Source organism: Bacillus sp. FSL K6-1000 (assembly GCF_038630785.1).
Lineage (GTDB): Bacteria > Bacillota > Bacilli > Bacillales > Bacillaceae > Bacillus > Bacillus safensis.
This window is the reverse complement of the sequence record NZ_CP152042.1, coordinates 2,475,029-2,486,863: the sequence shown is the minus strand read 5'-3', so window position 1 is coordinate 2,486,863 and position 11,835 is coordinate 2,475,029. Positions and strand designations below refer to the sequence as shown.

The following is an 11,835-nucleotide window of genomic DNA, read 5'->3' as shown; positions in this document are numbered from 1 at the left end:
ACAAAAGGAGAGAGTCAAATGGTAAAAGTATATTATAACGGTGATATTCAAGAAAACGTATTAAATGGTCAAAAGGTAGCTATCATTGGTTACGGATCACAAGGTCATGCACATGCATTGAACTTAAAAGAAAGCGGCGTAGATGTCATCGTCGGCGTGAGAAAAGGCGGATCTTATACAAAAGCACAAGAAGACGGTCATCAAGTATTCACAGTAAAAGAAGCAGCAGCACAAGCAGACGTCGTCATGGTACTACTTCCAGATGAGCAGCAAAAGAAAGTATATGATGAAGAAATCAAAGATCAATTAGAAGCTGGAAACTCACTTGTATTCGCACACGGATTTAACGTTCACTTCCATCAAATTGTTCCTCCAAGTGACGTAGATGTGTATCTTGTAGCTCCAAAAGGTCCAGGACATCTTGTGAGAAGAACGTATGAGCAAGGCGCTGGTGTACCTGCCCTATTTGCTATCTATCAAGATGTATCTGGTCAAGCGAAAGACAAAGCACTTGCTTATGCAAAAGCGATTGGCGGAGCAAGAGCGGGCGTTCTTGAAACAACATTTAAAGAAGAAACAGAAACGGATCTTTTCGGTGAGCAGGCAGTTCTTTGTGGAGGTCTTACTTCACTAGTGAAAGCAGGTTTCGAAACGTTAACAGAAGCTGGTTATCAGCCAGAGCTTGCATACTTCGAGTGTCTGCATGAACTGAAATTAATCGTTGACCTTATGTATGAAGAAGGATTAGAAGGCATGAGATATTCAATCTCTGATACAGCACAATGGGGTGACTTCGTATCAGGACCACGCGTTGTGGATGCAAAAGTAAAAGAATCGATGAAAGCTGTTTTGACTGATATCCAAAACGGAACTTTTGCAAAAGAATGGATCGTTGAAAACCAAGTGAATCGTCCACGTTTCAATGCAATCAATGCAAATGAAAATGAGCACCAAATTGAAATCGTTGGTAGAAAGCTTCGTGAAATGATGCCTTTCGTTAAACAAGGAAAGAAAAAGGAAGCGGTGAGCGTCGGTGCGGAAAATTAATTTTTTTGACACAACACTTCGAGATGGAGAGCAATCACCAGGAGTGAACTTAAATGCACAAGAAAAGCTAATTATTGCAAAGCAGCTTGAGCGCCTTGGGGTTAATATCATTGAAGCGGGTTTTCCCGCTTCATCCCGAGGGGATTTCTTAGGCGTACAAGAAATAGCAAGAACGATTAAAAACTGTTCTGTTGCTGGTCTTGCACGATGTGTGAAAGGTGACATTGATGCTGCATGGGAAGCATTAAAAGATGGAGTGGAGCCAAGGCTTCATGTCTTTATTGCTACTTCTGACATTCACCTGAAGCATAAACTAAAGAAAACACGTGAAGAAGTCGTAGAACAGGCTGTCGCAATGGTGAAATATGCGAAAGAACGTTTTCCAGTTGTCCAATGGTCAGCAGAAGATGCGTGCCGTACAGATCTTGCTTTCTTGGCAGAAATTGTAGAAAAGGTCATTGACGCTGGGGCGAGTGTCATTAACTTGCCAGATACAGTTGGATACCTAGCGCCAAAAGAGTACGGGAATATCTTTAAATATATGAAGGAACACGTTCCAAATATCGACCGCGTTAACTTGTCCGCTCACTGTCACGATGATCTAGGAATGGCTGTGGCAAACTCACTTGCTGCCATTGAAAATGGAGCAGATCAAATTGAAACGGCTGTCAACGGAATTGGCGAGCGCGCTGGAAATGCCGCGTTAGAAGAAATTGCAGTAGCTCTTCATATTCGAAAAGACTTTTACCAGGTCGAATCAACGATTCAATTGAATGAAATTAAGCGTACAAGTGATGTAGTGAGCAAATACTCAGGAATGATTGTGCCGCGTAATAAAGCAGTCGTTGGAAACAACGCTTTTGCACATGAATCAGGTATTCACCAAGATGGTTTCCTCAAAGAAAAAACAACCTATGAAATTATTTCTCCAGAGCTTGTCGGTGTGACAACAGATGTGCTTGTCCTTGGAAAACACTCCGGAAGACACGCGTTTAAAGACCGCATGAAAACACTAGGCTTTAAACTAACGGAAGACGAAATCAATAAATTCTTTGAGACTTTCAAGAACTTGACAGAGAAGAAGAAAGAAATTACAGATGATGATTTGATCTCTATTATATTAGAAGAAAAAGTAGCAGATCGAAAAATTGGCTACGAATTTGAAAGTCTGCAAGTGCATTATGGAACAGAACAAATGCCAACAGCAACAGTTTCTCTGAAAAACCAAGAAACACAGGCAGTCATTCAAGAAGCAGCTACAGGTGCAGGCAGTGTAGAAGCTGTGTACAACACGCTTGAGCGCTGTATGGAAGAAAGAATTCATTTGCTGGACTACCGCATTCAATCAAATGGAAAAGGCAGAGATGCACTAGCAGAAGTATATGTCACTGTTTCAATAGAAGGAAAAGAAACAGCAGGACGTGGTGTAGCGCAAGATGTGCTTGAAGCATCGGCGAAAGCTTACGTCAATGCAGTGAACAGACATTTAATCTTCAAATCAAATCTAATTGAAATTGAGAAACATCACGCGATCTCATAGGAAAGGAGGAAGGTTCTCATGAAAAAGAAAATTGCACTTTTGCCCGGCGATGGAATCGGACCGGAAGTCGTGACATCTGCAGTCGCTGTCCTTCAAGAGACAGCGGCTCAATTTCAGCACGAATTCGAATTTGAAACTGCGCTCATTGGCGGTATCGCAATAGATGAAAAAAACAACCCGCTTCCAAAGGAAACAGTAGATGTATGCAAAAGCGCTGATGCGATTTTATTAGGAGCAGTCGGCGGACCAAAGTGGGATCAAAACCCGCCAGAGCTTCGTCCGGAAAAAGGCTTGCTCGCCATTCGTAAACAGCTGGACTTATTTGCTAACATCCGCCCTGTAAAGGTGTTCGATAGCTTAAGCGAGGCATCTCCGTTAAAACAGGATCACATTAACGGAGTCGATTTCGTCATCGTTCGTGAATTAACAGGCGGCCTCTATTTTGGTGAACCAAGCGAACGCTATACAGATGATGAAGGAAAAGAAGCTGCCGTTGATACGCTCCTTTATACAAAGGAAGAAATTGTCCGCGTATTAAAAGAAGCGTTCGATATGGCCTTAACGAGACGGAAAAAAGTGACGTCTGTGGATAAAGCGAATGTTCTTGCTTCTAGTAAACTATGGCGTGAAGCAGTAGAGGAAGTTGCTTCTCAATATCCAGAAGTTGAATTTGAGCATATGCTAGTCGACAATGCAGCCATGCAGCTGATTTACAAGCCCGCTCAATTTGATGTCATTGTGACTGAGAATATGTTCGGCGACATTTTAAGTGACGAAGCTTCGATGATTACTGGATCACTCGGCATGCTGCCATCTGCTAGTTTATCAAGCACAGGCCTTCATTTATATGAGCCAATTCATGGTTCAGCACCCGATATTGCGGGGCAAAACGTTGCAAACCCTCTGGCAACCATTTTATCAGCAGCAAGCTTGCTTAGAACATCCTTTGCATTAGAAGAAGAAGCGGCTGCAATAGAAGACGCTGTGGAAGCTGTTCTTGCCTCTGGCAAACGAACAAAAGATTTAGCAGCAAAAGAGGGAACATATCAAACGACTGAAGAAATCACTAATGCGGTTGTAGACGCACTCAAGCAGCGCGTGCAAACCATTGTATAAATAGAATCTTGTGGAATTAGATAGAGGGAGGAAAAGGGTTATGCCTCGAACAATCATCGAAAAAATATGGGATCAGCATATAGTCAAAAGCGGCGAGGGGAAACCAGACCTTTTATATATTGATCTGCACTTGGTGCATGAAGTGACATCACCTCAAGCATTTGAAGGATTAAGACAAAAAGGGCGCAAGGTAAGAAGACCTCAAAACACGTTTGCGACGATGGATCACAACATCCCAACTGTGAATCGATTTGTGATTAAAGATGAGATTGCTAAAAAGCAAGTGAGTGCCTTAGAGCGCAACTGTGCGGAATTTGGCGTTCGTCTTGCTGATCTCCACAGTGTTGACCAGGGGATCGTCCATGTCGTTGGACCGGAGCTTGGATTGACACTTCCGGGGAAAACAATCGTTTGTGGAGATAGTCATACATCAACTCACGGCGCGTTTGGTGCACTTGCCTTTGGGATCGGTACAAGTGAGGTTGAACATGTACTTTCTACACAGACACTTTGGCAGCAGCGTCCGAAAACGCTAGAAATTAGAGTAGACGGAAAGCTTCAAAAAGGGGTAACCGCCAAAGATGTCATTTTAGCCGTCATTGGTGCACACGGCGTGAAGTTCGGTTCAGGTTATGTCATTGAATACACTGGGGAAGTATTCAGAAACATGACGATGGATGAGCGGATGACTGTTTGTAATATGTCGATTGAAGCAGGCGCGAGAGCAGGATTGATTGCACCTGATGAAGTCACCTTCGAATATTGCCGCGGCCGCAAATATGCACCGCAGGGCGAAGATTTCGAAGCAGCTATTAAAGAATGGGAAGAACTTAGAACAGATCCAGGTGCAACCTACGATAAAACCATTGTGTTAGATGGAAATAAGATTTCACCAATGGTTACGTGGGGAATTAACCCAGGAATGGTACTGCCTGTGGATGCATCAATTCCAGGACCTGAGGACTTTGCACAAGAAGATGATCAAAAAGAAGCGATTCGTGCTTACGAATACATGGGAGTCCATCCGCATCAGCGTATAGAAGATATTACGATTGAGCATGTCTTTATCGGCTCATGTACGAACTCAAGAATGACTGATTTACGCCAAGCCGCTTCTATGATTGAAGGACAAAAAGTAGCAGATCATGTCAGAGCGATTGTGGTGCCTGGCTCTCAAAGTGTCAAATTGCAAGCAGAAAAAGAAGGTCTTCATGAAATCTTCCTTGAAGCAGGATTTGAATGGAGAGAATCAGGCTGCAGTATGTGCCTTAGTATGAATAACGATGTGGTACCGGAGGGCGAACGCTGCGCGTCCACATCAAACCGTAACTTTGAAGGGCGTCAAGGGAAGGGTGCGAGAACGCATCTTGTCAGCCCGGCAATGGCTGCAATGGCTGCGATACATGGCCGATTTGTCGATGTCAGGAAGTTTAATCAAGAGAAAACAGTCGTGTAAGGAGTTGTCATAGATGGAGCCTTTAGTCACTCATAAAGGGAAAGCCGCTGTGCTTAACCGTATCAATGTAGATACAGATCAAATTATTCCGAAGCAATTTTTAAAAAGAATCGAACGAACAGGATATGGCCGCTTTGCCTTTTTCGACTGGCGTTATTTAGCCGATGGCAGCCCAAATCCAGATTTCGAACTGAATCAGCCGATCTATGAAGGAGCATCCATTTTGATCGCAGGAGAAAACTTTGGCTGCGGATCATCTAGGGAACATGCTCCTTGGGCGCTTGATGATTATGGCTTTAAAATTGTCATTGCACCATCATTCGCAGATATATTTCATCAAAACTGCTTTAAAAATGGAATGCTTCCGATTCGCCTTGATTATGATGTGTGGAAAACCTTCGCAGCATCATATGAGAACAAAGGGTATGAGATGACGGTTGATCTTGAAAAACAGCAGATAGAAGATCACGAAGGGAATATCACCCCTTTTCAAGTCGACCCTCACTGGAGAGAAATGCTCCTAAATGGTTATGATGAGATTTCATTAACATTACTACTAGAAGATGACATTCAAGCATTTGAAGAAAAGCGTAGCAACTGGCTGCGCGCTTAAGCAACGAGAAGCTGTCCGCCCGAGGTGTGACGGCTTCTTTTTTGCATGAAAACCTCTCGTTACTTGTGTTTACTAATCTTCGTTGGTAAACTGATAAAAAATATGCGCCCGAAAGGAACGTAAGCATGAAGCATGACAAGAAGAAAGATAATGTCATTTTGTTTCCTGGTCTGAAAGAAAGACTGATTGAAAAAGGAATGGCAGCATTAAAAGATAAACAGTATCAAGAGGCGCTTCACTTGTTTTCAGAAGCAAAATCGTATGATGACGATGAAGAATCCGATATTCACCTCGGAATGGCAATTTGTTTTCTGGAGCTGGGTGAGCTGCAGGATGCAAAGCGTGTTTGTGAAAAAATGCTGCATGAAGGATATGGCCACTATTTCACTGTGCTCCAAGTGTATATGACGATCTTAATTCAGCTGAAAGAATATGAAGAAGTCAAACAGACGATTGAGGCTGTGCTCGAGGAAAACCATCTTCCGGCAGAAAGCGCGGAGCATTTTTACAAGCTGCTCGAATTTAGCAGAAAAATGATTGAATCACCTGAAGAGAATTTAGATGAAGATGAGGAAGCCGGAAGTGAGGTCAATATAGATGACATGCTGAAGCGGCCTGAAGAACAGGTCCAGTTCATCCATTCATTGAAAGACCGGAATATCACACCGCACATGGGTCTATTAAATACAATCTTACAAAATCCCGATGGGAACCCTTTGGTCAAATCAATGATCCTGCAGCTTCTGGCAGATCATGATGTGGCAAAGCCGGTTCATGTGACAAAATTCGGTGATTCTTTGACACTTATTCCTTCTGAGGCTGTAAAGCCAGAGCAGATGCCGCTTCTTCAGCAAGTCCTTCGTATGCTCGATGACACGCTCGGCAATGAGAACCCAACCCTTTACCAAGGCGTGGAAGAGCTATGGCGCCGGCACTTATTTGTGCTGTATCCATTTCTTCCTAAGTACACAGATCCGAGTCTTTGGGCAGCGGCACTTCATAAAGTCGGCTATGAAATGCATGGGATCGAGATTGAACTCGAAGAATTGCATCTATTGTATGAATTTAACGAACGAGAGCTGAGAGAAGCTTGCACAATGCTGAAAGATATTGAAGAAATTTCTTATTTGTAATTTGTCGATTTAGTTGAAAGACGGACTTGTTATGTTATAATATAATGGTTGTATTTGTGCATATATAGTGCAGTTGTCAGATTCCAACGGTTGAAAGACGATATGTATAATCAAGTCAAATGTTGTATACATAATGCAAGCTTCTTAGCGGAGTGCGTGGTTTTTGATTGGACGAAGTCTTTATGATGCTTTAGAATGGAGCAACGCACAATCTGAATAGATTTTTGGAGGGAAACACACATGTCAGTAAAATGGGAAAAACAAGAAGGTAACGAAGGCGTTCTAACTGTAGAAGTTGACGCTGAAACATTTAACAAAGCACTTGATGATGCATTTAAGAAAGTGGTTAAGCAAGTATCAATCCCTGGATTCCGTAAAGGGAAAGTACCACGTGGTCTTTTCGAGCAGCGTTTTGGTGTAGAATCTCTTTATCAAGATGCATTAGATATTCTTCTTCCAGTTGAATATCCAAAAGCAATCGACGAAGCTGGTATCGAACCAGTTGACCGCCCTGAAATCGATGTTGAGAAAATCGAAAAAGGCGAAAGCTTAATCTTCACTGCAAAAGTAACTGTGAAGCCTGAAGTAAAACTTGGTGACTACAAAGGTCTTAACGTAGAAAAAGACGACACAGCTGTTACTGATGAAGATGTACAAGAAGAGCTTAAAGGCATGCAAAACCGTCAAGCTGAGCTTGTTGTCAAAGAAGAAGGCGCAATCGAAAACGGCGATACAGTTGTTCTTGATTTCGAAGGATTCGTTGATGGAGAAGCATTCGAAGGCGGAAAAGCTGAGAACTACTCTCTTGAAGTAGGTTCTGGTTCATTCATCCCTGGTTTCGAAGAGCAATTAGTTGGTCTTGAAGCTGGCGCTGAAAAAGACGTAGAAGTTACATTCCCAGAAGAATACCATGCTGAAGACCTTGCAGGTAAACCAGCTGTATTCAAAGTGAAAATTCATGAAATCAAAGCAAAAGAACTTCCAGCACTTGACGATGAGTTCGCTAAAGATGTCGATGAAGAAGTAGAAACACTTGCTGAGTTAACTGAAAAAACGAAGAAACGTCTTGAAGAAGCAAAAGAAAACGAAGCAGAAGGAAAACTTCGTGAAGAGCTAGTTGCGAAAGCTTCTGAAAATGCGGAAGTTGACATCCCACAAGCGATGGTTGACACAGAGCTAGACCGCATGATGAAAGAATTCGAACAACGTCTTCAAATGCAAGGAATGAACCTTGAGCTTTACTTCCAATTCTCTGGACAAGATGAAGATGCGCTTAAAGAGCAAATGAAAGAAGACGCTGCTAAACGCGTAAAATCTAACCTAACACTTGAAGCAATTGCTGCTGCAGAAAACTTACAAGTGTCTGACGAAGAAGTGGAAGAAGAACTTTCAAAAATGGCTGAAGCATACAACATGCCAATTGAAAATATCAAACAAGCGATCGGATCTACTGAAGCAATGAAAGAAGATCTAAAAGTTCGTAAAGCAATTGATTTTCTTGTAGAAAACCGTTAATATGGTGCATAATAATAAAACAGGGCGCGAGTGACTCGTGCCTTGTTTTGTACAATTTTTGACTTATCATCGCTTCTTTTGGAAACGATAGTGTAAGTCGCATCTTTCTGTCATACATATCTCAATGTGCAGTGTTAGAAACACATCGTTACCGTCTTTTAGGAAAGTATGGTAAAATGCATACATACTGGACCCAGAAAGGTAGCTGACTGTTAGCTACAGGCAAGTGAAGAAGAATAAGGGGTGAAAGAATGTTTAAATTCAACGAGGAAAAAGGTCAATTAAAATGCTCGTTTTGCGGAAAAACGCAAGATCAAGTGCGTAAACTGGTCGCAGGACCTGGCGTATATATATGTGATGAATGTATCGAGCTTTGCACGGAAATAGTTGAAGAAGAGCTCGGCACAGAGGAAGAAGTTGAATTCAAGGATGTTCCGAAGCCTCATGAAATTCGGGAGATTCTTGATGAATATGTCATCGGACAAGACAATGCGAAAAAATCCTTAGCTGTAGCGGTTTATAACCATTACAAACGGATCAATTCCAACAGCAAGATTGATGATGTTGAGCTTTCGAAAAGTAATATTTCTATGATTGGACCAACAGGAAGCGGTAAAACATTACTTGCTCAAACACTTGCTCGTATTTTAAATGTCCCATTTGCGATTGCAGATGCAACATCATTAACTGAAGCAGGTTATGTTGGTGAAGACGTAGAGAATATTTTACTAAAGCTGATCCAGGCAGCGGATTATGATGTAGAAAAAGCGGAAAAAGGCATTATCTACATCGATGAGATCGATAAAGTAGCAAGAAAATCAGAAAACCCTTCTATCACTCGAGATGTATCTGGGGAAGGTGTCCAGCAAGCCCTTTTGAAAATTCTTGAAGGAACAGTTGCTAGTGTACCGCCTCAAGGTGGACGTAAGCATCCTCATCAAGAATTCATTCAAATCGATACAACAAATATCCTCTTTATTTGTGGTGGAGCTTTTGACGGCATTGAGCAAATCATCAAACGCCGCTTAGGTCAAAAAGTAATTGGATTCGGTGCGGAAAATAAAGTCGAAGATCTTGAAAAAGAAGTTCTTCTATCAAAAGTACTGCCAGAAGACTTGCTTCGCTTCGGTTTAATTCCAGAATTCATCGGTCGTCTACCGGTTATTGCAAGCCTAGAGCCGTTAGATGAAAAAGCACTTGTAGAAATCTTGACGAAGCCTAAAAATGCGCTCGTTAAGCAATATACAAAAATGCTTGAGCTTGACGATGTAGAGCTTGAATTTGAAGAAGATGCTCTTAGCGAAATTGCGAAAAAAGCAATTGAGCGTAAAACAGGAGCTCGTGGTCTTCGCTCGATCATTGAAGGCATCATGCTTGATGTGATGTTTGACCTTCCATCTCGTGATGATATTGAAAAATGTGTCATCACTGGTGCAACGGTTGCTGATGGTGAGCCGCCGCGTCTTGTGTTAAAAGATGGCACAGTCGTCAACAAAGATACAAAAACATCTGCATAAAGAGAAGTCTCACTCCTGAATCATTTTGATTCAGGAGTTTTTTATTTATCGTGGAAGATGTGTTTATTCCGTCCAGCTCTAGGAAATACTAGCAGACAGAAACCAATACATACGATAGATGAAGGAGGGAGCACCGATTGAGCTGGACAGGAATCGTATTATTTATACAGCTGTTCTTTGGTATCGTCATCGGGCTGTACTTTTGGAACTTACTGCGAAATCAGCGCACACAAAAGGTGACGATAGACAAAGAATCAAAGAAAGAAATGGAAGCACTCAGAAAGATGCGCTCAATCAAGCTGAGTGAGCCTTTATCAGAGAGAGTCCGGCCAAAGGGGTTTCAAGATATTGTAGGGCAGGAAGACGGCATTCGTGCTCTAAAAGCAGCGCTTTGCGGACCAAATCCTCAGCATGTCATTGTCTACGGCCCACCGGGAGTTGGAAAAACAGCAGCTGCCCGTCTTGTCATGGAAGAAGCGAAGCGTCATGCTGATTCACCGTTTAAGAAAGATGCGGTATTTGTGGAGCTCGATGCCACAACCGCAAGATTCGATGAACGGGGCATCGCAGACCCACTCATTGGTTCCGTGCATGACCCGATTTACCAAGGGGCGGGAGCGATGGGACAGGCAGGCATTCCGCAGCCAAAACAAGGAGCCGTTACGCATGCTCATGGCGGGGTTCTGTTTATTGATGAAATTGGCGAACTGCATCCGATCCAAATGAACAAAATGCTGAAAGTCCTTGAAGATCGGAAAGTATTTTTAGACAGTGCCTACTACAGTGAGGAAAACACCCAAATTCCGAATCACATCCACGATATTTTTCAGAATGGGCTTCCGGCTGATTTCCGGTTGATTGGTGCTACGACAAGAACACCTGAAGAAATTCCACCAGCCATTCGCTCAAGGTGTTTGGAAATTTTCTTTAAGGATCTTGACCAGCATGAACTGAAAATTGTTGCTGCTAAGGCTGTCCAAAAAATCCAAAAGGAATTAAGTGATGAAGGGCTGAACCTGTTAACCTCCTATGTGAAAAATGGCCGTGAAGCAGTCAATATGGTGCAGATCGCCGCTGGAATGGCCGTCACAGAAAACCGAAAAGACATCACGATCGAAGATGTCGAGTGGGTCATTCATTCAAGTCAGCTGACACCAAGATATGAACAAAAAGTACCGGAAAAGCCAAAAGTCGGGGTAGTGAATGGTCTGGCTGTCTACGGACCAAACAGCGGTGCCCTGCTTGAGATTGAAGTGAATATATGTAAGGCGCTTGAAAAAGGCAGTATCAACATTACAGGCATTGCAGAAGAAGAAAGCATTGGCAGTCAGTCTAAATCCATTAGACGAAAAAGTATGGCCAAAGGGTCTGTTGAAAATGTATTAACAGTGCTGAGAAACTTAGGCATACGGACAAATGAATATGACATCCATATTAATTTCCCAGGCGGTGCCCCGATTGATGGACCGTCTGCTGGGATTGCCATGGCGGCGGCGATTTTCTCTGCCATTCATCAAATCCCGATTGATCATCTGACAGCAATGACAGGTGAAATCGGATTGCAGGGTCAGGTGAAGCCGATCGGCGGTGTGATACCGAAGATTAAGGCGGCGAAACAAGCTGGTGCCACAACCGTGATTATTCCTTATGACAACCAGCAGTCGATCTTAAAAGAGATTGAAGGCGTCACCATTGTGCCTGTGAAGCACTTCCAAGAGGTGCTGGATCAGTGTTTGGTCAACCCGCCAGACGAGAAGAAAGATGGACTAGAAGAGGAAATGAAAAGAAAATCTGTTTAATCCCCATCACATATGGGGATTTTTTAGTGAAATAGATCTTTTTTTCTTTTTCAAGATAAAAAGAAAGGGTATACTACGGTAAGATCATCATTTCTCAAG

Annotated in this window: 9 protein-coding genes; all 9 read left to right on the top strand. The window is 42.6% G+C overall.

The annotated features are described in order from the left end of the window. The first annotated feature begins 18 nt into the window (after positions 1–18). The 9 genes from ilvC (at position 19) to lonB (ending at position 11,736) form a co-directional block, all read left to right on the top strand. Positions 19–1,047: a ketol-acid reductoisomerase gene (gene ilvC, locus MHI46_RS12840; RefSeq protein WP_024423187.1), complete on the top strand. Its 1,029-nt coding sequence runs from the start codon at positions 19–21 to the stop codon at positions 1,045–1,047. Beyond that, positions 1,034–2,587, top strand: a complete 1,554-nt coding sequence (locus MHI46_RS12835; protein WP_039180437.1) for a 2-isopropylmalate synthase — start codon at positions 1,034–1,036, stop codon at positions 2,585–2,587. Before ilvC ends, MHI46_RS12835 begins: the two co-directional genes overlap by 14 nt. 18 nt (positions 2,588–2,605) lie before the next feature. Next, on the top strand, positions 2,606–3,703 hold the full coding sequence (gene leuB, locus MHI46_RS12830) for a 3-isopropylmalate dehydrogenase (protein WP_064497856.1): 1,098 nt from the start codon (positions 2,606–2,608) through the stop codon (positions 3,701–3,703). A gap of 40 nt (positions 3,704–3,743) precedes the next feature. Continuing rightward, the gene (leuC, locus tag MHI46_RS12825) at positions 3,744–5,159 is read left to right on the top strand and encodes a 3-isopropylmalate dehydratase large subunit (protein ID WP_039180431.1); all 1,416 of its coding nucleotides are present in this window, start codon (positions 3,744–3,746) and stop codon (positions 5,157–5,159) included. A gap of 13 nt (positions 5,160–5,172) precedes the next feature. Further along, a complete protein-coding gene (leuD, locus tag MHI46_RS12820; protein WP_047202464.1) occupies positions 5,173–5,772 on the top strand; it encodes a 3-isopropylmalate dehydratase small subunit in 600 nt (199 codons plus the stop codon). A 125-nt stretch (positions 5,773–5,897) separates the two neighbouring features. Next, entirely contained in the window at positions 5,898–6,905 is a 1,008-nt protein-coding gene (gene ddcA, locus MHI46_RS12815) for a DNA damage checkpoint antagonist DdcA (protein WP_251180557.1), read from the top strand. Between the two features lie 240 nt (positions 6,906–7,145). After that, the gene (tig, locus tag MHI46_RS12810) at positions 7,146–8,420 is read left to right on the top strand and encodes a trigger factor (protein ID WP_034279803.1); all 1,275 of its coding nucleotides are present in this window, start codon (positions 7,146–7,148) and stop codon (positions 8,418–8,420) included. Positions 8,421–8,671: 251 nt separating this feature from the next. After that, positions 8,672–9,937, top strand: coding sequence for an ATP-dependent protease ATP-binding subunit ClpX (clpX, locus tag MHI46_RS12805; protein ID WP_024423180.1), 1,266 nt, complete (start codon positions 8,672–8,674; stop codon positions 9,935–9,937). A gap of 137 nt (positions 9,938–10,074) precedes the next feature. Continuing rightward, positions 10,075–11,736 carry an ATP-dependent protease LonB gene (gene lonB, locus MHI46_RS12800; protein WP_041086484.1) on the top strand — a complete coding sequence of 554 codons (1,662 nt, stop codon included), beginning with the start codon at positions 10,075–10,077 and terminating at the stop codon, positions 11,734–11,736. Positions 11,737–11,835: the final 99 nt, after the last annotated feature.

What these genes read in the sequence shown, in the direction of transcription:
- ilvC (WP_024423187.1), top strand. Translation starts at nt 19, where the DNA reads ATGGTAAAAGTATATTATAACGGTGATATTCAAGAAAACGTATTAAAT.
- leuB (WP_064497856.1), top strand. Translation starts at nt 2,606, where the DNA reads ATGAAAAAGAAAATTGCACTTTTGCCCGGCGATGGAATCGGACCGGAA.
- leuC (WP_039180431.1), top strand. Translation starts at nt 3,744, where the DNA reads ATGCCTCGAACAATCATCGAAAAAATATGGGATCAGCATATAGTCAAA.
- leuD (WP_047202464.1), top strand. Translation starts at nt 5,173, where the DNA reads ATGGAGCCTTTAGTCACTCATAAAGGGAAAGCCGCTGTGCTTAACCGT.
- ddcA (WP_251180557.1), top strand. Translation starts at nt 5,898, where the DNA reads ATGAAGCATGACAAGAAGAAAGATAATGTCATTTTGTTTCCTGGTCTG.
- tig (WP_034279803.1), top strand. Translation starts at nt 7,146, where the DNA reads ATGTCAGTAAAATGGGAAAAACAAGAAGGTAACGAAGGCGTTCTAACT.
- clpX (WP_024423180.1), top strand. Translation starts at nt 8,672, where the DNA reads ATGTTTAAATTCAACGAGGAAAAAGGTCAATTAAAATGCTCGTTTTGC.